23 protein-coding genes are annotated in these 22,174 nt (G+C 55.8%); 15 read left to right on the top strand and 8 right to left on the bottom strand.

What is annotated here, in order from left to right:
• The 8 genes from ACYX34_RS02040 (at position 1) to ACYX34_RS02005 (ending at position 7,627) form a co-directional block, all read left to right on the top strand.
• Positions 1-1,410 (top strand): efflux transporter outer membrane subunit, encoded by a 1,410-nt coding sequence (locus ACYX34_RS02040; RefSeq protein WP_462074886.1) that lies wholly within the window; start codon positions 1-3, stop codon positions 1,408-1,410.
• 5 nt (positions 1,411-1,415) lie between these two features.
• Positions 1,416-2,006, top strand: a complete 591-nt coding sequence (locus ACYX34_RS02035; RefSeq protein ID WP_462074885.1) for a nitroreductase family protein — start codon at positions 1,416-1,418, stop codon at positions 2,004-2,006.
• A 251-nt stretch (positions 2,007-2,257) separates the two neighbouring features.
• Positions 2,258-2,989 carry an SDR family NAD(P)-dependent oxidoreductase gene (locus tag ACYX34_RS02030; protein ID WP_462074884.1) on the top strand — a complete coding sequence of 244 codons (732 nt, stop codon included), beginning with the start codon at positions 2,258-2,260 and terminating at the stop codon, positions 2,987-2,989.
• A 134-nt stretch (positions 2,990-3,123) separates the two neighbouring features.
• Entirely contained in the window at positions 3,124-4,074 is a 951-nt protein-coding gene (locus tag ACYX34_RS02025; protein ID WP_462074883.1) for an NmrA/HSCARG family protein, read from the top strand.
• Between the two features lie 23 nt (positions 4,075-4,097).
• Complete coding sequence (locus ACYX34_RS02020; RefSeq protein ID WP_462075184.1) at positions 4,098-4,481, top strand: RidA family protein; 384 nt, start codon at positions 4,098-4,100, stop codon at positions 4,479-4,481.
• Positions 4,465-5,109, top strand: a complete 645-nt coding sequence (locus ACYX34_RS02015; RefSeq protein ID WP_462074882.1) for a DNA-3-methyladenine glycosylase family protein — start codon at positions 4,465-4,467, stop codon at positions 5,107-5,109. Before ACYX34_RS02020 ends, ACYX34_RS02015 begins: the two co-directional genes overlap by 17 nt.
• A complete protein-coding gene (locus tag ACYX34_RS02010; protein WP_462074881.1) occupies positions 5,109-5,990 on the top strand; it encodes an MBL fold metallo-hydrolase in 882 nt (293 codons plus the stop codon). The genes ACYX34_RS02015 and ACYX34_RS02010 overlap by 1 nt, the downstream gene beginning before the upstream one ends.
• Positions 5,991-5,998: 8 nt before the next feature.
• Complete coding sequence (locus ACYX34_RS02005) at positions 5,999-7,627, top strand: MFS transporter (RefSeq protein ID WP_462074880.1); 1,629 nt, start codon at positions 5,999-6,001, stop codon at positions 7,625-7,627.
• Positions 7,628-7,781: 154 nt separating this feature from the next.
• Here ACYX34_RS02005 and ACYX34_RS02000 read toward each other — a convergent pair whose 3' ends face one another.
• From ACYX34_RS02000 to ACYX34_RS01975, 6 genes are all read right to left on the bottom strand, one after another.
• A complete protein-coding gene (locus ACYX34_RS02000; RefSeq protein ID WP_462074879.1) occupies positions 7,782-8,327 on the bottom strand; it encodes a DUF488 domain-containing protein in 546 nt (181 codons plus the stop codon).
• Between the two features lie 10 nt (positions 8,328-8,337).
• Positions 8,338-8,646 (bottom strand): TfoX/Sxy family protein, encoded by a 309-nt coding sequence (locus tag ACYX34_RS01995; RefSeq protein WP_462074878.1) that lies wholly within the window; start codon positions 8,644-8,646, stop codon positions 8,338-8,340.
• A 3-nt stretch (positions 8,647-8,649) separates the two neighbouring features.
• Positions 8,650-9,507 (bottom strand): class I SAM-dependent methyltransferase, encoded by an 858-nt coding sequence (locus ACYX34_RS01990; RefSeq protein WP_462074877.1) that lies wholly within the window; start codon positions 9,505-9,507, stop codon positions 8,650-8,652.
• Between the two features lie 3 nt (positions 9,508-9,510).
• Positions 9,511-9,945: a hypothetical protein gene (locus ACYX34_RS01985; protein WP_462074876.1), complete on the bottom strand. Its 435-nt coding sequence runs from the start codon at positions 9,943-9,945 to the stop codon at positions 9,511-9,513.
• A gap of 86 nt (positions 9,946-10,031) precedes the next feature.
• A complete protein-coding gene (locus ACYX34_RS01980; protein WP_462074875.1) occupies positions 10,032-10,238 on the bottom strand; it encodes a DUF1059 domain-containing protein in 207 nt (68 codons plus the stop codon).
• 649 nt (positions 10,239-10,887) lie between these two features.
• Complete coding sequence (locus ACYX34_RS01975; protein WP_462074874.1) at positions 10,888-11,076, bottom strand: hypothetical protein; 189 nt, start codon at positions 11,074-11,076, stop codon at positions 10,888-10,890.
• A gap of 492 nt (positions 11,077-11,568) precedes the next feature.
• On the opposite strand from ACYX34_RS01975, the gene dinB reads away from it, so the two are divergent.
• From dinB to ACYX34_RS01960, 3 genes are all read left to right on the top strand, one after another.
• Positions 11,569-12,645: a DNA polymerase IV gene (dinB, locus tag ACYX34_RS01970; protein WP_462074873.1), complete on the top strand. Its 1,077-nt coding sequence runs from the start codon at positions 11,569-11,571 to the stop codon at positions 12,643-12,645.
• Positions 12,646-13,054: 409 nt separating this feature from the next.
• Positions 13,055-13,483, top strand: coding sequence for a hypothetical protein (locus ACYX34_RS01965; protein WP_462074872.1), 429 nt, complete (start codon positions 13,055-13,057; stop codon positions 13,481-13,483).
• Positions 13,484-13,712: 229 nt separating this feature from the next.
• Positions 13,713-15,134, top strand: a complete 1,422-nt coding sequence (locus ACYX34_RS01960) for a high affinity choline transporter 1 (RefSeq protein WP_462075183.1) — start codon at positions 13,713-13,715, stop codon at positions 15,132-15,134.
• 64 nt (positions 15,135-15,198) lie between these two features.
• On the opposite strand, the gene ACYX34_RS01955 is transcribed toward ACYX34_RS01960, so the two are convergent.
• Together ACYX34_RS01955 and ACYX34_RS01950 are read right to left on the bottom strand one after the other, a co-directional pair.
• Positions 15,199-15,561: a response regulator gene (locus ACYX34_RS01955; protein WP_462074871.1), complete on the bottom strand. Its 363-nt coding sequence runs from the start codon at positions 15,559-15,561 to the stop codon at positions 15,199-15,201.
• A gap of 67 nt (positions 15,562-15,628) precedes the next feature.
• Positions 15,629-15,880: a hypothetical protein gene (locus ACYX34_RS01950; protein WP_462074870.1), complete on the bottom strand. Its 252-nt coding sequence runs from the start codon at positions 15,878-15,880 to the stop codon at positions 15,629-15,631.
• A 369-nt stretch (positions 15,881-16,249) separates the two neighbouring features.
• Here ACYX34_RS01950 and ACYX34_RS01945 point away from each other — a divergent pair, with 369 nt between their 5' ends.
• Genes ACYX34_RS01945 through ACYX34_RS01930 form a run of 4 tightly spaced genes read left to right on the top strand, consistent with a single transcriptional unit; the run spans position 16,250 to position 22,099 of the window.
• Entirely contained in the window at positions 16,250-17,824 is a 1,575-nt protein-coding gene (locus ACYX34_RS01945; protein ID WP_462074869.1) for a TolC family protein, read from the top strand.
• Positions 17,802-18,584: an efflux RND transporter periplasmic adaptor subunit gene (locus ACYX34_RS01940; RefSeq protein WP_462074868.1), complete on the top strand. Its 783-nt coding sequence runs from the start codon at positions 17,802-17,804 to the stop codon at positions 18,582-18,584. The genes ACYX34_RS01945 and ACYX34_RS01940 overlap by 23 nt, the downstream gene beginning before the upstream one ends.
• 2 nt (positions 18,585-18,586) lie before the next feature.
• Positions 18,587-19,954, top strand: a complete 1,368-nt coding sequence (locus tag ACYX34_RS01935; RefSeq protein ID WP_462074867.1) for an efflux RND transporter periplasmic adaptor subunit — start codon at positions 18,587-18,589, stop codon at positions 19,952-19,954.
• A gap of 3 nt (positions 19,955-19,957) precedes the next feature.
• On the top strand, positions 19,958-22,099 hold the full coding sequence (locus ACYX34_RS01930; protein ID WP_462074866.1) for an HlyD family efflux transporter periplasmic adaptor subunit: 2,142 nt from the start codon (positions 19,958-19,960) through the stop codon (positions 22,097-22,099).
• The last annotated feature ends 75 nt before the right edge of the window (positions 22,100-22,174 follow it).

Raw genomic sequence — 22,174 nt, 5'->3', positions numbered from 1 at the left:
GTGCGTAAAATTGCGATCATCGTACTGTCATTGCTGCTTCTATCCTGTTCACTGGGGCCGGATTACAAGCGGCCACCGGCTGATGGAGAGGACCGCTTCCGAATGGCTGATGGTTCTTCTGAACTGCCGTCCTTGGCAAACTTACCCTGGTGGGATCTCCTCCGCGATGACCAGCTTCAGCAACTCATTCGTACGGCGCTCGCCGAAAATAGGGATCTTCAGCGGGCCGTCGCAACGGTCGAAGAGTTTCGAGCCAGGGCGCTCGTTGCACGATCGGACTATCTTCCTGGTATCTCGCTTTCGTCCAGTCTACCGGCCGGCCGCAAGGCGAACTTTCTTTTTCCTGGGTTTGCCAGTCCGTTCAACTATTACCTGTTAGGCAACCTGGCGTGGGAAGTCGATCTGTGGGGGCGGGTGCGGCGAACAAATGAAGCCGCACGAGCGGATCTCTTGTCCAAGGAGGAGAACCGGCGTGCCGTCACGATTCAGCTGGTCAGTGCCGTTGCGGAAGCGTACTTTAATCTGCTCCAGTTCGATCTCCAGCTCGATGTTGCGAAACGGACCTTGCAGTCGTGGGAAGAATCGGTGCGCATCGCGCAGGCTCGATTGCGCCAGGGAATGACCTCAAAGCTCGATGCAGACCAGTTTGAGGCGGAGCGTGCGAATGCTGCGGCTCGTACAGCGGAGCTTGAACGGCAAATGATCCAAGCTGAGAATCACCTGAGTGTCTTGCTGGGACGTAAGCCCTTTAGCATCGCTCGTGGCCGTTCATTGGATGAACAGATTGTACCTCCCACGGTTCCTGCTGGTCTGCCTTCCGAATTACTGCAGAGGCGGCCGGATATCTTGGTCGCCGAGCAACAGCTCGCAGCGGCCACGGCTCGTATCGGTGCCGCGAAAGCCGATCGATTTCCCAAAGTCACGCTGACCGGCTTACTGGGGGTGGCGCATCCCTCGCTCTCGTTGTTGTTTACCGATCCCTCTTCCTTCGGTGTGTTCAGCGCTGCGATCGCGACTCCATTGCTCAACGCACAAGTATTGGGCTTTCAACAGGAAGCCGTCGAGGCGCAAAGCAAGCAAGCCCTGGCGCAATACCAACAAACCATCTTAACGGCCTTTCGCGAGGTGGAAGATGCCCTGGTCGCCGTGCGTACGGCTCGTGTACAGGGTGAGGCGCAGCAACAACAGGTTGCCGCGTTACAGTCTGCCCTCAAGCTGGCGGAATTGCGGTACAAGGGAGGGCTGGCGAATTATCTGGATGTGTTGGTTGCGCGTCGAAATCTCTTTGAATCAGAGCTGGCCTTGACGAGTACACGCCGGTTACTATTGGCGTCGACCGTTCAGCTGTATAAAGCGCTTGGCGGCGGGTGGAATCCTGAGATGCCTGCAGGCGATGGGCCCAAAGGGTAGTATTGGTGGATCAGCAGGACCTCAATCAACTGCCTATTCATGAGTTGCTGGCCCGTCGGTGGAGTCCTCGTGCGTTTGATGAACGCCCTGTCGACATCAGTCTCTTGCGAATTCTGTTTGAAGCGGCTCGATGGGCCCCTTCGTCGAATAATGAACAGCCGTGGCGATTTATCGTGGCCACGAAGAACCAGGAAGCTGATTGGACGAGGCTCTTCGATTGTTTGATGGAAGGGAATCGTCGGTGGGCGTTTCGTGCGCCGGTCCTCATGCTTTCCATCGCCAGGATGCATTTTGAGGAAAGCGGACGACCGAATCGGCATGCCTTCCACGATACCGGATTGGCGACGCAGAACCTTGTTCTCCAAGCGGCGGTCCATGGATTGATGGCACGACAAATGGCCGGCTTTGATGTGGAAAAAACACGAACCGATTTACAGATTCCTTCCGGCTATGAGCCGGTCGCCATCATCGCGATCGGCTATCCCGGTGACCCGGATGTTCTGCCTGAACGACTGCGTGAGCGGGAGCTCAAACCGAGGGATCGTCGTCCAATTGAAGAGTGGACGTTTTCCGGTCAATGGGGAGTCCCCTATTGAACTTCAGTATCCTGCCTGCCGGGCTGTTGACAAAGTCCGCCAGCGGCGTTCTCGCTTTGCTCAGAGGCTCAACATACGGCACAGCGTACGATTCGCCTCTTCGTTCCCTGCGGCCTTGCTGGACGGTCTTTCTGAACGGCCTGCAGGCGATTCGTTTCCATTGGTAATCTCGAAAGCCGTGCGTATTCAGCGTCGGGAACGGATTTGTCAACACACGGCTCGGTGCAATTGAACCCAGAGGAGTTGAGTTGATGAAACCATTGAGTGGGAAAGTGGCGATTGTGACCGGTGCGTCCAGTGGAATCGGGCGTGCCATTGCGGAACGGTTAGCGGACGAGGGTGCAATCGTCATCGTGAACTATAACAAGAGCGAGGACAAAGCGAAGGAAGTGGTCACCTTAATTCAAGCCAAGGGTGGGAAAGCGCTTGCAACCCAGGCCGACATGAGCCAGGTTGCTGATGCGCGTCGTCTTGTGGTCGAAACGGTCAAGCAATTCAACCGGCTGGATGTTTTGGTGAATAATGCCGGCAAGTTCATGCCTAAACCACTCGAGCAGACGACGGAGGAGGATTTCGAAAGCGTGATCGCGTTGAATGCAAAGGGGCCGTACTTTGCAATGCAGGAGGCAGCGCGGGTGCTCAAAGACGGCGGGCGGATCGTGAATATTTCTACCTGCGGAACGCATTTGAGCTTCCCAGGGGCGACGGTTTATCTTGGGAGCAAAGCGGCGCTGGAACAATATACGAAAGGGCTTGCTCAGGAATTGGCTCCGAAAGGGGTCACTGTGAACACCGTGTCTCCTGGTTTTACGGAGACCGGCATGATGACCGAAGAATACCGACAGGTTGGCCTTCAATTGACACCCCTGAAGCGACTTGGCAGCCCAAACGATATTGCAGATGTGGTGGCGTTCATCGTCAGCGAAGAGGCACGCTGGTTGACTGGGCAGACGATACAGGCCGGTGGCGGCATCGTGATGTAGCAGATGTTGAAACGGAGCGCCGGCGTCATTCTTGCGTCGCGTAGAGGCTCAACGTATCGAAGCATATGCCTCGTCTCCTCGCTTGCTGCGGCCGTGCTGACAACCAATTTAAATCTCTACGGAGAGGAGGTTTTATGGCTGAGAGAAAGATTCTTGCCGTCGTGGGCGCAACCGGGATGCAGGGCGGAGGACTTGTACGCACGATCATCAATGATCCCGGGAGCGGCTTTATGGTTCGCGCGTTGACGAGAGACGTGACCTCTGAGAAGGCCAAGGCTCTCGCCACGCTTGGTGCTGAAGTGGTGGCTGCCGACCTTGATGATGTCGCCAGCCTGAAGCGAGCGTTCGCGGGGGCGTACGGCGTTTTTTGCCTGACCAATTTTTGGGAACATTTTTCTCCGGAAAGGGAATATGCGCAGGCGAAGAGTCAAGCGGAAGCGGCGAAAGAAACGGGCGTGCAACACGTCATGTGGTCGACGTTGGAAGATACACGCAACTGGGTGCCGCTGTCGGATACCCGTATGCCCACATTGATGGGCAAGTATAAAGTTCCTCACTTTGACGTGAAGGGTGAAGTGGAACGTGAGTTTACCCGGTTGGGCCTTCCCGTGACTTTTCTGCTGACTTCATTTTACTGGGACAATTTGATCTTTTTCGGTATGGGACCAAAGAAAGGGCCTGACGGTACGCTCCTGTTCACGATGCCGATGGGGGATAAAAAGCTGCCGGGGATCGCGGTTGAGGATATCGGGAAATGCGCGTTGGGCATATTCAAGAAGGGCAAGGCGTATGTCGGCAAAACGATAGGAGTTGCCGGTGAGCACTTGACCGGTCAGGCAATGGCGACAGCCTTGTCCGGAGTCTTGGGGCAAACTGTTCGGTACAACGAGGTGACTCCGGAGCAGTATCGAGGGTTTGGTTTCCAGGGAGCAGAGGACCTCGGGAACATGTTTCAGTTCAAGCGCGATTTTAACGAGATGTTCTGTGGTTCTCGCGATGTGACGGTCGCTAAGGACTTGAATCCGGAACTTCAGACGTTCGAGACCTGGTTGTTGAAAAACAGGAACCGTATTCCACTGACCTAAGACCGATTACTGCAGGGAGGATGATGACACGACAGCTTGTTTCAACAGGTGGGCCGTGGGAGGGAAAGATCGGATATTCGCGAGCGGTGCGGGTAGGCGCCCATATTTCGGTGTCTGGATCGACCGCGATGACCCCGTCCGGGCTGGTCGGCAAAGGAGATCCCTACGCACAGACCATTCAGACATTGAAGACGATCGAAGCGGCCTTGCAGCAGGCCGGTGCATCCTTAACGAACGTGGTACGAACCAGAATTTACATGGCGAATATCGATCAATGGCAGGAGGTCGGACGGGCGCATGGAGACGTGTTTGGTACCATCAGACCTGCCACGACCATGGTCGAAGTGAAACGGTTGATCGATCCGGATATGCTCGTGGAAATTGAGGCGGATGCCATTATCGGGTAACGAGCCCGCAGTCGTGCATCTGGCGGCAGTCGACCCGGTCATGCGCCGGCTGATGGAGGACATCGGCCTCTGCACGTTGAAACCGAACGTTCGTCGGTCGCCGTTTGAATCCCTCGCCCGTGCGATCGCCCACCAACAGCTTCATGGCAAGGCAGCCGAGAGCATCCTCTCGCGATTCATGGCGCTCTTCCCTGGCCGGACGTTCCCTCGTCCCGACGACCTTCTCGCGATGAATCTGCGCTCGATGAGAGCGGTTGGGTTTTCAAGGTCGAAGGTCCTGGCGTTGCGTGATCTTGCAACGAAGACGCTCGATGGCACGGTGCCGACGAATCGCGTGATCCGGAAACTTGAGGATGACGAGATCGTCGAACGCCTGATCAAGGTGCGAGGGATTGGGCGCTGGACCGTCGAGATGCTGCTGATTTTCCAATTGGGCCGACCGGATGTGCTGCCGGTTGATGACTTCGGTATACGGAACGGATTTCGGATTGTGTATCGGCGCCGTTCAATGCCGACCCCCGGACAGGTATTTCAGTATGGCGAACGGTGGAAGCCCTATCGTACAGTAGCATCCTGGTATCTCTGGCGAGCGGCGGATCGGGAAAAGCAGGCGAAGCAGGTCTTGTAATGGCGGATCGGAATAAACGGCTTGACTCCAACATGCCCGGCAACTTTTACGTCGATGCGACCTGTATCAACTGCGATACCTGTCGGCAGCTGGCACCGGTGAGTTTTGAGGAAATCGGCAAATATTCGGCTGTCAGCCATCAGCCGGTTGGTGAAGAGGAAATTCATCAGGCGTACCAGGCCTTACTCGCGTGCCCCGTTGGAGCCATCGGGACGGAACAGAATGACAAGGCGTTGTTTCAAACGGCGATGACAAGCTTCCCATTGTCCATCGATGATGGGGTGAGTTATTGCGGGTTCAATTCCGAGAAGTCGTTTGGGGCCAACAGTTTTTTCATCGAACATCCGGATGGGAATTGGCTGATCGACTCTCCTCGGTATCTCATGCAACTCGTTGAGGCGTTCGAACGGAAGGGTGGCATCGCTCATATCTTTCTCACGCATGCCGATGACGTGGCCGATTCGGATCGGTATGCGGCGCATTTCGGCGCGAAACGGATCATGCATCGGGCCGACGTGGGAGCGGCGCCGGCCGCGGAACAGATCATCGAGGGAGAAGAGACGAGTCGAGTTGGATCGGACTTCCAGATTATCCCCGTACCGGGCCATACTGCGGGGAGTATGGCCTTGCTCTATCGAGAGAGGTTTCTGTTTACCGGCGATCATCTCTGGTGGAATCCTCATACGAAATTGCTGGAGGCCCCGACGCGTCTGATCTGGAACAAAGCCGCCTTGCTGGATTCCATCGACAAGCTCCTTGGCCATCGTTTTGAATGGGTGTTGGCCGGTCATGGTGACCGGGTACAGCTTTCTGTTGAGGACATGCAGGCACAGGTGCAGGCGCTTGTCACACGTCGCCAACGGCGTGGCATCTCTTTGTAGCGAGGCGTATGTCAGTCGCTCATTGGGTCGATCGCAACGTCCTCTCCCTTGGCCGTGAGATGCGGTTGTCGTATCTTCCGCCGCTCATGGTCTACGTCGCCTACGGGATTTCCGGACTTACCGGCATCGTCGGCACGTTTTTCGTCAAAGACTACCTCGGCTTATCCGCGTCGTTTCTTGCCGCGCTCGGATTCTGGGCCGGGATCCCCTGGGCGTTGAAGATGCCGATCGGCCATACCGTCGATCTGCTTTGGCGGTGGAAGAGTTGGCTGGTCGGTTTGGGGGCCGGACTGCTTACTGTCAGTTTGGGGATCATGGCGCTGTTGATCGGCGACCGTGAGGTGATGACGGCCATTCTTCCGGCAGAGATGTGGTACGTGATCAGCGTGTTGTTGGCTCCCATCGGGTACGTCGTTCAAGACGCAGTGGCCGATGCGATGACGGTCGAGGCGGTTCCCCGTGTCGACGACCAGGGGCGACTTTTTGATGATCAGACGCGCAAGTTGATGCACACGACGATGCAGACGCTCGGCCGCGTGGCGATCGTCGGTGGCGGGATCGCGGTTGCGCTGGTGAATGTGTATGCCTTCAGTGGAACCGAGGGGTTACCGCAGGCTGACCTCATTCAGCTCTACAAGCGGATCTATCTGATGGCCATGGTCATCCCTTTCGTTTCGGTGATCGGTGTGGGATTGGCCTGGTGGCTCAACCGTCGACAAAAACAGCGGTTGGTTCGACAAGGATTCTCGCCCGAGCAGGCGTGGCAAATGGTGAATGTGCGCGATGCAGAGTCTGAACCGACGAAGCCGAATTGGTGGGTTCTTGGTGGGAGCCTGGCCTTTGTGCTGTTCACGTTGACGGTGGGCCTCGGCGGGTTTCCGTATCGGGAAGAGATTGTGTTTACCGGTTCTCTGACGATCGTGCTGTTCTTGATGTCGCGGCTCATGCGGGAGCTAGAGCCGGATAAGCGGCTCACGTTGGTCGGCACCGCAGCCGTGGTCTTTTCGTTGCGTGCGATTCCGGGATCGGGCCCCGGTGCCACGTGGTGGATGATCGACAATTTGAAATTCGATCAGCAGTTCCTTTCGGTTCTTTCACTCATCGGTGGCATTGTGGCACTGGTGGGCATGTTTGTCTTTCGCCGCTTTATGGCTGAACGGTCGATCGCCTATGTGGTCGGGTTTTTGACCATCGTCGGGACGGTTCTCTCCCTGCCGATTGCCGGGATGTATTACGGATTGCATGAATGGACGGCGAGCGTCACCGGTGGAATCGTCGATGCCAGGTTTATTGCGCTTGTCGATACAGCATTGGAATCGCCGTTGGTGCAGATTTCCATGATTCCCATGTTGGCCTGGATCGCCAATTCGGCTCCGACGAATCTCAAGGCTACGTTCTTTGCGGTGATGGCCTCTTTTACGAATCTGGCGCTTTCGCTTGGTCAGCTTGGGACTAAGTATCTCAATGAGATCTTCGTCATCACACGAGGAGTCCGTGATCAAGCGACCGGTGCTATTCAGACTCCTGCCGACTACAGCCAGCTTGGAGAACTCCTTATCGTACAACTTCTACTTGGCCTGGCTATTCCATTCTCCGCCATCCTGTTCGCAAAGATTACAAAGTTTAAGAGTGTGTAACGATACCCTCTTCCGTTGCCAATGTTGTTGACATCTGAATTGGCTGTGGGGGTAGATCTGGCCTGTTCACCAGGAAAGCCATCGGAGATGGCAGGGACTTCGCCCACCAGCGTCGAGGGACAGATATGATATGAGCACGAGAAGTCCTATCGGGCTATGGAAACAGGCGGGGTGCAGTATTCGGATCGGAATAGCGGAGTAATCCATTCTCCATGATGGCGAAGGATGTGAGCTGATGCCGGTCTGCTTTTGACTCCGACATGATGTGCCGGACTTCCCACCCGCGGCTGACCAGCGCGTCAGCGATCAAAGATCGATGGCACCGCCAGGGCACTGCTTCCGCGCACATAATGGCAGTTCTCAGCTCTCGGCTGCCAACGGTCAACTCATCAAGGGCCTTCCAGAAGGCTTCCAATTGCATATAATCGGCGTACCCACGAAAACTCGCATTTCGCCATCCTACATTGATCGAATCTTTCTTGGCTTTACGCAATCCACCAAGCTGAGGCATGTGGACGTACAGAATTCCCTCGGCCTTTAGCTTCTTTGAAAGGTCCTCTCTGTTACATTGAGGATTGTGGCGAGAGCGAGGGATGGTGCGCACATCAACAAGACACTGAACGTGATGAACCTTCAGAAGGGTGATGAATTCGTCGATCGGCCTCGTTGAATGACCAATAGTCCAAAGTACATCAGGCATGACCGGGCTATTACCCGACTGATTGCACCGCCCATTCGGTTAATACTTCGGCATCCTCTATCACATCGACTGGCACTTCATAGAAAGATTTGAGCGTTTGTTTGGCATTCGGTCGAAATGGTTTCATGCCATGTCGCTTATAACGAGGTGCCGTGGCAGTTGTGACTTTGAAATACAGGCAGTCCTTATGGATGATGCCGAAAAACGTGGATCGATGATAGAGCCCATGGCCGCCGAACATGGCGCGTGCGGTCACTCCTGGGAGATCAGCCAGCTGATCCAGGACGAAATCTTTGAAGCCGTCGTGCTTTGACGACATATCTCATCCGGGCTTGCGCCCTGCGATCATCCATACGGCAATTGGTAAGGCGATGGCTGACCTTTTCTGGTATTGCGCAGCTGTCTGGATGATGCGTTGTCGTGCTTCTGTCTGTTGTGTAGGGCTTAGCTTCGCCCATAGATTCTGAATCGGTGCGGCGATGTCCATGAGGCTCGAGAAATATTCCTCCGCTGCTGAAAATTGAACATTGCCGAGAAACTCTTGTTCCGAAATATCGACAAATCCAGCTTGCTGCAGCATCCCGGCAAGTTCGCCAGGCCTCGCTAGCCGGAAAATTCCCGGAGCGGTTGGATCTGGTGGGGGAATGTCGACGAATTGTTTGATGATGTCGATGGGTATTTTGAGATAAGGATTCCTCTCAGGAGCGGACCAGACGGCAGCGGATAGCCAGCTGTCTGCCTTCAAGACTCGAACGATTTCGGCGACGGCTTTCGGGATTTCCGGCAGGAACATGAGACAAAAACGGGTCGTTACCGCATCGAATGAAGCCGCGTCAAACGGCAACGTCGTGACATCGCCTGTTTTAAACGTGATGTTGGAGAGCTTCAGTGAGGCCGCCTTACGTCTGGCGGCTTCTAACATTTGCTCAGCGAGATCGATGCCCGTGACGCCGCCAGTCGAGCCGACCGTCTGTGCTGCGAGGAGGGCTGGGTAGCCAGTCCCTGATCCAAGGTCGAGTACTCGCATGCCTGAGCGTAACCGAGCATCGGCAACCAGTCGGTGATTCAAGAATGCCATCTGTTCGTCAAAGAAACGATCCCACTTCTCCCAGCCGCCGGCGACACGGTTCCAATCATGCCGTTGACTCTCGATGACTTGTTCTGACGACGGTGCAGCCACGAGTTACCTCAGGGTTTGTAGGGTCTGACGCATTTCTTGGAGTTCGGACACGAAGAGATCGAGGTGCTGATCTCTCTGAGGTTGATCGTCCTTGAATTTCCAGAGTCGACGGAAGATGGTTTTGAGTTCTTTGTTGTGCGTCACGGCCAGTGCATAGGCGGGTTGTTCTTGCACCGATTTCTCGACGCAGCAGATACTGTTGTCGATGGCATGGAACTGGTTGTGGAGATCGTCGAATGGCTGGTCGACCCCCTTGCCGCCTTTTGCTTTCTGTGCGGTAGTTTCCGCCATCTCCGTGAGGTTGATCAGTGTTTCGACTCCGGTCGCCCCTTTCGCCTTTGCGGTAAACTCCTTTGCATGGGGATAAAACAGGTAACTGCATCCGGTCGTGCTCAACAGAAACAGCCCTAGAAGAGCGACTAGTCCTTTCCATCCCATACGAGCTCCTTTCTCCGAGAGGCGAATGTAGCACACGGAGGCCTCCCCGCTGCCAGACTGTACAGGGGGAGGTCTCCCGGTTGCGCTTAGACCTTGACGGTCACAGTTTGCACTGCGGCCTGAACTTTTGCTGCCATCTCCGGTGGGATCGAGTCTAACTTATGGCATTGCTTCGCGTGAGCGGTGACGAGCTGCATCAGTTCCGCCTCTGTTTCAGCTCGTACCTGAAACCCGCAGCCCCCGGATGGTTGCACATCCAGACAGCCGAGTTGTTTGTACTGTTTGTCTGCCATGATTCTCCTCCTCTGGTTGGGGATTAGGTGGTGATGACTGGTTCAGGTGGTTGGGAAGCCGTGGGACCGTACCGGCACGGCCGTGCTTTCCTCACTTGGGTTGTACGGAATCGTTGCCCTGGCTCTCATTCAATGGGATGGTAGTGGATTCATATGGGGAGATCAACCCTTTCGAGGTTGCGATAGAATCTATCCCTCATCGACTGACGAACGCGTCTTTTACAACCACTGACGCGTGGCTACAACAATATTCGTTACCCATCATTCGCTCCTTCGTTCAAAAGAACTTAGGCTCAAAGTCTCAAGATGAGGTGGGCAAAGCCAAAAATCTGAAACCGTTGGCCGAGGCGCATCACACTTCGCAAGATGCGCGGTCCAGAGGGGCTGAGCCGACAGCGTCCGGCCTGGTATTGCAGTGTCGCAGGACAAGTCCTGCTTTCTCATGAGGAAGAGCAAGGTTAAGTGGTGAAACGGGGTGAGGTAGTAGCACTCTACGAACTGCCTAAACAGACTGGCGGGAACATACCGGTTCTGCGCATACCCTCCAATTGCCGGTGGGGTGCACACCACCCAATCATCAGGGAGGTGAGAAGGTCAATCTGTCTCACTCGTTTGTGAGACTACCAGCAAGCTGGAAGTCGGATACAGATCAGGTGGTTGAGTCACTGGGATTCGGCCAGAGCGACAATGAGACTCCAACCACCAGGTAGATGACCCCCACGATAATGGCCCCAATGTTGAGGTCATACCATGCGTTCATTCCAAGGAATAGCTCGTTCAGCAAGAGAGCTAGGATCAACATCACAAACCCAATCCAATTGATAAAACTCATGCCCATGGGTTAGCTCCTTTCAGTGATGGGATGTGCCCAGCTATTGGGCCTCTCCTATGAAAATGAACTCCTGCCTAACTAAATGGTGCGGTGATCTCCAACATTCCATTCCGGTTCCCAAGGTCATGTCTGGTCCGATCTTGTCACGCTTCCTGGTACCTCGATCCTCCCCATAAGGAAAGCCAGAGTGCGATGGCCAGATAAATGATCGCTGGAAATATCGTGAAAAGATTGAAGTTGTACCATACGTTGAGGTACACGACCTCGTTGAAGAAGAGGGCACAGAACAACATCGCAAATCCGATTAAGTTAAACCAGCGGATAGCCACGGAAGGTCCCTTTCGTTAGCGGCCTAGGTGTACGCTGGACGGAAATTGTACGTCAGACCCATTGCAAAAAGCTACGGGGAAAATAGCCGGACTTCCGCTATGACAGTGATCAGTACTCGTTAATGGCGGTAGGATGCGCGAGAAGAACCGAGGAGGGCTGGAAGGAAAGATGGTTCGGATTATTGCCCATTTAGATATGGATGCATTCTTCGCGGCGATCGAGGAACGGGATACGCCAGCCCTTCGGGATGTTCCGCTTGTCGTTGGGGCAGATCCACAGGGTGGCAGGGGGCGCGGAGTGGTGTCTACGTCGAATTATCTCGCACGTGCCTACGGGATTCATTCTGCCACACCAATTTCCGTGGCGTGGAGGTTGTCCGAGGCGGCACGTCGGGCTGGGAAGCCGCCGGTGGCCTTTGTTTCGGTCGATATGCCCAAGTACGCGCGTGTCTCAGATGAAATTATGGGTATTGTCAGGCGATTCATTCCCGTCGTGGAGCAGGCAAGTATCGATGAAACATACGGCGATCTGAGTTTTACGGAGTCTTATGGCGCGGCGGGATCGCTCTGTCGTGAGTTGAAGACCGCGATCCGCACGAAATCACGACTGACAGCCTCCGTTGGTATTGGGCCGAACAAACTGATCGCCAAGATTGCATCGGGGATGTCAAAGCCGGACGGGCTGACCATCGTTGCCGAAGCGGAAGCCGAGTCGTTTCTTGCCCCACTTCCGCTGCGGGCAATTCCTGGTATTGGCCCTAAGACGGAAGGTTTGCTTGTGAAGCAAGGGCTCAAGCTTGTTCAGGATATGCGATCGTTGACGGTCTCGCAACTCGAGGATGTGCTTGGGAAGCGAGGTGTGGATTTCTATGAAAAAATTCGAGGACGCGATACCGCTCCGCTTGAGGACAGTGTCGAGATGAAGTCCATCGGTGAGCAGCACACCTTCGAAGCCGATACGCTCGACAGTCGGCGGCTGCTTGATGAGCTGGAACTTCTCGGCAAGGGGGTGATGGATCGATTACGGCAGGAGGGATTTCGGTCATTTCGAACGGTAGTGCTGACCGTCCGATTCGCCGATTTCAAAACCACGTCACGTGCCCATACGATGGCTGAACCGGCCGGCGATATGGCAACGTTGCGTCGAGAGGTCTTGAGGCTGCTCATGCCGTTCCTCGACCGTCGTGAGAACCCACATCGCCAACTGATTCGTCTCCTTGGCATTCGTGTGGAAAAGCTGCTGTGAGCTATCAGCCTGTTCTAGCGTTCCAGACGCGAATGATTGAAACAACGCCAGAGACTATCCGCGATGGTGCGCGACTTTACGCGACAACCGGTGGCCTTTTCATCTGCGATGACCCGGATGACTGTGAATGATTTTTCATTCATGTGAAATTGTTCAATGGAGTCCAATAGATCCGAAAATACTCCACTGGAAGGGTGAAGCCATTTCCCTTCGTTTTGCAATGCCAGCCACTTGAAAAAAACAAAGGATCCCAATGATTCTCAAGTGGTATTACTGTGGGGACTCTACCGGCGTTACGTAGGTATGACACTTGCTTAGTACAATTGTCAGCTGGTGATGAGGACCAGAGCAAGAATGTGGGAGTACTGATGATCCAAGGCAATCGTTCCTGCATCGAGGGAGGACTCATATGAGAGAGCTGAACATGACAGTCGTTTCAGACGAGACCAGCGAAGACTCGGATGGCCCGCTGTCCGATCGCCGGCGGGAGGTACGGGTTCATGAGTCGAAGGTCTGTGTCTATGGCCTCTGTGAATCAATTGATGGTGGGCGGGTCGAGATCGAACAGGGTGAGGTGTACAGTCTGGACTGCAGTGAGCGCGGGATACTCGTCTTAATGGGCACCCGTCCGCGAAATCAGCAACTGCTGGAACTCCATGTTCCTCAGACTCGGTGTGAATATGCCGTGAATCTCTATGAAGTGCAGTGGACCAAGATCCTGCCTGTTGAGTCACGGGGGAATCTCTTTCTGGTCGGCTGTCGCCTCTTACTCGGCGTCTCTCGATACTGGGCATTCGAACCCCCGATGAGAAGATCCGCCAGTCTAGGTCTGAAGTAAGAACACGTCAGCCAGCAGAGTTCTGTCCCGCAAGAGATTTCCCCTGATCCCAAGTCTCCTGATCGTTCATCCCTTCGGTCGGTAAGTTGCGCTCTATGGCGTTACCCCGACTTATTCCTCCCCTCGCCTTGAGTCCTGCCTTCTGGTGATGCCGATAGCGGCACTCTTGGGTTCGGCGAGATTCCGAATGCTGATTGATTGCTCGCGCCGATCGCTTTATCCTGCGCAGGTGGTCCTCTGGTTCGTCATCCTCTATCTGCTGCTGTCAGTCGGTATCGGACTCTTCGCCGCGACACGCGTGCAGAATTCCAAAGACTTTGCCGTGGCCGGGAGAAGTCTGCCTTTGGCGGTGGTGACGGCCACCGTGTTTGCGACGTGGTTCGGTGCTGAAGCCGTATTGGGAATCTCTGCGACGTTCGTCAAAGAGGGGCTTCGCGGTGTCGTGGCCGATCCATTTGGGTCCAGCATGTGTTTAATACTGGCCGGGCTGTTTTTCGCTCCGCGGTTGTATCGCCTCAACATGCTGACCGTCGGAGACTACTATCGCTATCGGTACAACCGCACGGTCGAGGTCCTTTGTACGCTCTGTATCGTCGCCTCATACGTGGGGTGGGTCGCGGCTCAATTCAAGGTGCTGGGGCTGGTCTTGAATGTGGTGACAGAGGGCGGTGTGAGTCAATCGGTTGGGATCATGATCGGCGCAGTGATCGTGCTGACCTATACGACCTTTGGAGGGATGTTTTCGGTCGCCATTCTCGATTTTGTCCAAATTTCTGTGATCATGGGAGGGCTCCTCTATATTGCCACCATCGTCGGGGATCTGGCAGGTGGGGTGCCTGCGGTGATCTCCCATGCAGCGGCGGCCGGTAAGCTGGATCTCTTTCCACCGGCGATACTCGCGGAGTGGATTCCTTTTCTGGGCGCGTGGATGACCATGATGCTTGGATCGATCCCACAGCAGGATGTTTTTCAGCGAATTACTTCGGCGAAGAACGAGCAGACCGCCGTGCGGGGGGCGCTATTGGGAGCCGGACTCTATTTTGTGTTCTGCTTCGTTCCGATGTTTCTGGCGTATTCGGCTACGCTGGTGGATCCTGCCAAGTTTGGGGCCTTGTTGGAGCAGGATTCTCAGCTCGTATTGCCGACATTGATTGTGCAACATACGCCGGTGGCTGCGCAGGTGATCTTCTTCGGGGCACTGTTGTCGGCGGTGATGAGCTGCTCAAGTGCGACATTGCTTGCGCCGTCAGTGGCGCTCAGTGAGAATGTGCTCAGGCCACTGTTTGGCCAGGTGAACGACTCGGAGTTCCTGCGCCTGATGCGCGTCGTCTTGGTGGGGTTTGCCGCGCTGGTATTGGTGATCGCACTGTGGTCCGATGCGTCCATCTACAAGCTCGTGGTGAGTACCTACAAAGTGACGTTGGTGGCGGCGTTTATCCCACTGTTTGCAGGGCTCTATTGGAAACGAGCCACGGCGCAGGGAGCCTGTTGTGCCATTGTTGCCGGGCTCGTGAGTTGGTTGTTGTTGGAACTGGTGAGCCAACCGACCGATGTGTGGCCTCCACAACTGGTGGGATTTGTGGTGGCAGGAGTCGGGATGATCGTTGGGTCGCTGTTGCCGTCACTCGCATCTCGCCCCACGATCCGGTAAGGGGGAAGCGGCGCAACCTGTGAGCGCGATTCGCGCATGTGCCCTTTCGTGTGAGATCGGCCCGCTAATGACTGAGCGTGAAGTGCACGGCGCGAAGGAGATCCGTAGGAGAAAACGGTTTCTGAATCACTCGCCTTGCACCAAAGAGTTTCGCCACATTCAAAAAGTTCTGGTCGCCCGTTGCGCCGGTCATGGCAATGACTCTGGCATCTAAGAATTCCCGAGTCAAGGCGAGGGCCACCTCCATCCCGTCTCGTTCCGGCATCAAGATATCGGTGATCACGAGATCGGCGGGCTGCTCGCGATAGCGCGTGAGCCCGGCATGACCGTTTGTGGCCTCTCGGATCTGATGCCCGGCTTCCTCAAGGATGTGCCGCACGAGCGTTCTGACTGAATCGTCATCATCGACGATCAATATGGAGGCCATGTCGCCCTCTTCGTGACCAGATGGATAAAAGTGCAGATTGATTCAGCGGCGTTTTTATCGATCACGGTCACGCCGCTTGTCGCATGACGGGATACGTGCCCATATCACCATCAAACTCGTCCTCACTATGGCCCAGTGCGCTGGTCGAGACGGTCGGCATCGGTTCAGGCCTTGTCCGGCGATGCTGCTCAATGACCGGGTCATGAACATTGCCGCAATTCATGCACCGAAAGCCGTTGACCCACATATGTCCAACGGTGCCGTCAAAGTCTAAGAAGTGATCCCTCACCATCAGTCCCTGACAACGTGAGCAGCTCATGGTCATTCTCCTGGTTGAAGGGTTGAAGCAGCAGGCACCTGTTAGAAGAAGGGTAGCCAAGCGACAGGGGAACAGGTAGACACCAAGGGAGTAACCCGGAAGAGGGACGGGCAGGGCGGCTGAACCATATTCCGGACTGAACAACCTGCCAACTCGTGTGTCTCTGGTTCTCATGGCGAGGATGAGCTCAGGATGGAGTGTCTTATGGTGTGATGAGACAGAGTCGTTTCTTCCCGGTTGAGTTCAGTTTTGAACAGTTGCGCTTTGTTTCATCATAGTTTGAGCTCATTCTCCTCAGTTCGATCAAGTTCCTCATAGGCTGAACCGATATCGGTATTGCAAAGCACTCTGATCTGACGGGAGGGCTATGTGCTAGCGATCCGTCTGTTACAGGTGGGGCGGCCACGAGTGGTGCGCACAGCCATTGTGACCGTCGCAACCGCGATGACACTGCTCACGATGAGTGGTTGTCTGATCAAGCCACGTCCGATGGAGACCGGAGAGATTCGCACTCGGGCCGTGAAAGACTTTCTCGCCATCTCTGCCGTTCAAGAGCCGGTTGCTGGCCCGATCGATTTGTATGAGGCGATGGCACGGGCGGTCAAGTACAACCTGGACGCGAAGGCCAAAGCCATTCAAGTCCAGCTCGCGCATCAGCAGTTGAACGTGGCGCACTATTCGTTGCTCCCTCAAGTCGCTGCCAACGCCGGATTTGATGGACGGAATAATTATGCCGGCGGAGTAGGGCAATCGATCCTCACGGGACGCCAGGCGGTCGAACCGTTCACCTCATCTGAAAAAAACGTGGTGTCCGGCAATCTCGCATTAAGTTGGGATGTGCTGGATTTCGGATTGTCGTTTGTGCGGGCGCTGCAGGCCGCGGACAATGTCATGATCGCGGAAGAAGAAAAGCGGCGCCTGGCGGTGCGGTTGATACAGGACATCAGGGGGGCCTATTGGCGGGCCGTGAGCGCTGAACGGGTGCTTCCGAGAATTCAGCTCTTGGACAACTCGGTCAGTAAAGCATTGGAGAGTACCAAGCAGATCATCGGCGAGAAACTGCAGGCGCCGTTGACGCCTCTCAATTACCAGCGAGACTTGCTCAATATTCAGCGTGAAGTGCGGAGACTGTTCCGGGAACTCAGTACGGCCAAGACGCAACTGGCCTCCATGATGGGGTTACCGCCCGGAACGCCGTTTGATCTGGTCGTACCACCCAGAGAAACCGCCATCCCGGTGGTCGACTTGGATAGTCAGAAGATGGAAGAGCAGGCCCTCTTGCTCAGACCGGAGTTGCGCGCCCTCGACTATAAGAAGCGGATCAACGCAAAGGAAGCCAAGGCCGTATTTCTGGAATTGTTTCCGAGCCTGAAACTCTCGTTCGGTGGCTACTACAACAGTAACAGTTTCCTGTTGTATCAAAATTGGATCAGCTATGCCGCCCAGGCCAGTTGGAACTTGCTGTCGGTGTTCCGCACACCGGCTAAACTCAAGGCAATCGAAGCAAACGGGCACATGTTGGATGTCCAAAGCCTGGCCCTCAGTTTGTCCATTTTGACAGAGGTCCATGTCGGCGCGACGCAGTTCGTACTGGCCAAGCAAGAATATCAGGATGCAAGAAACTACCAACAGACGCAAACCGCGATTGTGGAACAGACCAAGAATCTGTGGCTGACGCGGCGCACGAACGATCTCACCCTGATTCGGGAACGAGCCAACGATGTCGCTGCCGATGTCCGTTTGGACACGGCGCGAGCCGGACTGGAAACGGCCTATGCCACGTTGATGGCCTCCGTGGGAGAGGAAGCTGTTCCTGTCAGTATGGCCGAACAAGATGTGGTGCAACTGGCGGAATCGATCAGGAAATACTGGGAATCCAGCGGGTTCACCATGTCGGACGGAGAAAGGAGAACAGAGTCTCATGCGACACCGGTGGCGCACTAGTGCGGTCGTCGCTCTGCTCCTGACCGTGGCGTCGATGGGTGCTCCTGCGACGGGGTGGTCGAGGGGAGATCGATCGGTTCAGGGCACCAAGCAGGAATCCGGAGTGGCTCGTGGCATTGTCAAGGCGGTCTCACAGGCCGTGCTGTACGCCCAGATTCAGGGGCGCGTCAATCAGGTTCCATACAAAGAAGGGCAGCGATTCGTCAAAGGGGCGACACTCGTCCAGCTGGAATGTGACAAATACCAAGCCGAATTGACGGCGGCGGCGGCGGAGCACGAAGGCAAGAGCAAGACGTTTCAGAACAATAAGGAACTCGCCAAGCTCAACGCGGTCAGTACGCTGGACCTGGAGGTCTCGGAGGCGGATGCCAAGAAAGCCGGTGCCGCGAGGCGAATCGCGGAGATCAATGTGCGTGGGTGCCACCTGGCTGCGCCCTTTGCCGGACGTATCGTCGATGTGATGGTGCATGAGCACGAGAATGTGTTTCCCAACGATAAACTGCTGAGTGTGTTGGACGATACGAGCCTAGAGATTGAGCTGGTCTTGCCGTCCATGGCGCTCACGTGGCTCAAGAAGCAGGCACGTTTTACCTTCATCGTGGATGAGACGGGCCAGGGCTATTCGGCCAGGGTCAAGGAAATCGGTGCGGCGGTCGATGCCGCGAGTCAGACCGTGAAGGTGACCGGAGTATTCGACACGCTCCCGAAAGATGTTCTGAGTGGGATGAGCGGGTCCGCGCAATTTGTGGGGCAACCCTAGCGATGGCGACGACGGCCGAACCGACTGCACAGCAGATCCCGACGCTGATCCATCTTGCGGCGCTCACGCATCTGGAGGGTCAGATTCGTGCGGCAAAGACGGTTCAAGAGTTGCAGTTCCTGTCCGTCAATGAAACGCGACGACTCATTCCCTACGAGCATGCGTTTCTCCTGAGTCCGTCCGGCTCGGAGAAGGAGTCCTGCCAAGTGCTCAATGCCTCCAGCGTGGCTGTGGTCGATCGGCATGCACCGATGATCGTGTGGCTTGAACAAGCGGTACAGGCGCTCTTTCAGACGGAAGAGAGCAAGAAACAACCCATGGTGGTCACAGAAGAGTTGCTGCCGGACTCGCTTCGGAGCGGCTGGCGGGAGTTTGTGAAGGGGCATGTGTTTTGGTGCCCGTTGCAGCATCCGGACGAAACGGTCCTTGGAGTCTGGTGGTTCGAGCGGGATTTCGCCTGGCAAGAAAACGATATCGCCATCGTCCATCGGCTGGCCGGGAGCTATGCCTACGCGTGGAAGGCGCTCTCAAAAAAGGAACAGAGCTGGTCGAAGAAGGTCAAGAAACCGACCTGGTGGTTGATTCCCATTGTCATCGTCGTCGCACTCTGTTTCCCGATCAGGATCTCGACGGTAGCTCCGGTCAAAGTCATGGCGAAAGATCCGGTCGTCGTGAGCGCGCCTATTGAGGGAGTGATCGCCGACGTACTCGTCCATCCCAATCAAATGGTGCAAGCCGGAACGGCGCTCTTTCGATACGAAGACACCACCCTCCGTAATCAGTTTCTCGTCGCGGAAAAACAGTTGACCGTCGCACGGGCGGAGCAGAGTCAGTCGATCCAAGCGGGGTTCGGCGATCCACAGCGGAAGGCCGAAGTACCGCTCAAGGAAGCGGAGGTCGATCTTCGGCAAACCGAGCTGCAATACGCAAAGGAAATGCTGGATCAGGTCGAAGTCGTCGCTCCACAGGCGGGTCTGCTGCTCTATTCGGACAAGTCCGATTGGATCGGCCGGCCGGTCACCGTCGGCGAGCGGATCATGGAGATTGCCAATCCCAAACAGATCGAACTGCGCATCGATCTACCGGTGGCCGATGCCATTGTGCTCAAAGAAGGGGCCGAAGCCCTTGTCTTTCTCAATGCTCTTGCCTTGGAATCCTTTCCGGCGACCGTGGTCCATGCCAGTTACAACGCCGAGGTCTTGCCGGGTGATGTGCTGGCGTATCGGGTTACGGCGAAGCTCACCGAGCCGGATCCACGCATCCGCATCGGATGGCAAGGCACGGCCAAGATCTACGGCGAACAGGGACCATTGGCCTATCTGCTGTTGCGCCGTCCGTTGACCGCCCTTCGGCAATGGATGGGCTGGTGAACGATGATGACGCCCGGGCCTCCGGTTGCCAAGCCACAAGAACGGAAACTGCCGACCCTCCGGCCTCAGCTGCAATTCAACCGCGGGACTCCCACGCCTGACGGGATGCCCACCTGGACCATCGTCGATCCGGTTCGCAACCGCTATTTTCAGATCGAATGGCCCGTCTACCAGATGATCCAGCGATGGAACGCCGGGACGATCGAAAAGCTCCATGCAGCGATGACGCAGGAGACGACCTGTCACACGTCCATGGCGGATGTCGAAGACCTCGTGAAGTTTCTTTACACCAACAATCTCACGGAACAATCAGCCAGCGGCAAACACACAGACTATCAGAGCCAAGCCCAGGCCGGAGAACACAATTGGCTGATGTGGTTGGTCCACCACTATTTGTTCATCAAGATTCCACTGTGCCACCCGCATAATTTCCTCAAGGCGACCCTCCCGTTCGTGGAGCCGTTCTACACGAGGGCGGCTGGCTGGACCTTCGGTGCCCTGGGACTGTTTGGGTTGATCCTCGTGGGGCGTCAATGGGACACGTTTGTCTCGACCTTTCTCTATTTCTTCAGTTGGCGTGGAGCCATCCTCTACAGCCTGTCGCTCGGAGCGGTGAAAGTGGTGCATGAATTAGGTCATGCTTACACGGCCACGCGATTTGGGTGCCGTGTGCCGACCATGGGCGTCGCATTCATGGTGATGATGCCGGTAGTGTACTCGGATGTGACCGATTCGTACCGTCTGACATCCAAGCGGAAGCGTCTCCTCATCGCGGCCGGCGGAGTCATCGCCGAATTGGGGTTGGCGGCACTGGCGCTCATTTCCTGGGGATTCCTCCCGGAAGGGACGTTACGAAGCATTGCATTCATTGTGGCCACGACCAGTCTGGCGATGAGTCTCGCCGTGAATCTGAATCCGCTCATGCGGTTCGACGGCTACTATGTACTGGCGGATGGATTGGGCCTGCCGAATCTGCAAGATCGGGCCTTTGCCTTCGGGCAATGGCGATTACGGTGCATGCTGTTTGGTCGACATAGTGGACCGCCGGAGATCGTCTCTCAGCGAGTGCAGTACACCATGGTGGCGTACGCCTGGTCGATCTGGCTCTACCGTCTCATCTTATTCACCGGCATCGCCGTGATGGTCTATCACTACTTTTTCAAAGCGTTGGGCATCATCCTCTTCTTGGTCGAGATCGTCTGGTTCATCGCCATGCCGATTTATCGGGAGCTGACCGTGTGGTGGAATAGCCGGATGCTGTACGCTGGATCGCCACGCGCGTGGGTCAGCACGGCCTGTCTGGCGGCAGTGTCGGCATTGACAGTGATCCCCTTGCACACCAGTATCTCGCTGCCTGCGGTGCTGCAAGCCTCCTCCTATGCGACCATCTTTGCGCCGACGCCGGGCCGGCTGCAGCAGGTCTTGGTGCGTGACGGTCAATCCGTCAAGGAAGGCGATGCGCTGGTCATCCTCGAGAATCCGTCGTTGGACAAGGAAGTACGGTTAGCCGAAACAAAAGTCGAAAAATGGGACTATCGGCTTGGGCGGATGGCCGGCTATGGACAAGATCGTGATCAGCGGCAGGTGATTGCAGAATCACTCCGAGCGGGGCTTGCGGAACTGAAGGGGTTGGAGGCCAAACGAGACAATTTGACCTTGAAAGCTCCGATTGCCGGGATTGTGCGGGATCGAGCCGATTCACTGACGGCAGGACGATGGATTAACCAGAAAGTGCCCATTGCCTATCTGGTGGACGATCGGCAGGCGGAGATTGAAAGTTTTGTTCCAGTGGACGAACTTGCGTATGTCGAGGTCGGGCAACCGGCGCGGTTTATCCCGCTCGATCTCACGAGGCCGTCGGTCGAAGCGCATGTCTCACAAGTTGCCGAGGTGGACGAGCGCGAGTTTCTGGTGCCGTACCTGGCCTCATTGTATGGCGGGGATATCCCCGTGAGAAAGGACGACAAGGGACGGCTCAAACCGGAGGTTTCGGTCTATCGAGTGCGGCTGCGTCTGGATGATGCCACGACCCATCCCGACCAAATCCTCCCCGGCCATGTGCAGATTGAGGGCCAACCGTCGAGTATCGCGAAACGAGCATGGGATCAGGTGGCGGCCACCTTGATCAGGGAGAGCGGATTCTAGCAGGATGTTGAAAAAGACTGCCGGCGGTGTTCTCGCCTCGCTCAAGGCCTCACCGTACCAACCACTCACGCGCCC

Source organism: Nitrospira sp. CMX1 (assembly GCF_054902215.1).
Note: the sequence above shows the minus strand (reverse complement) of the source record. Positions and strands in the feature narration are given on the sequence as shown.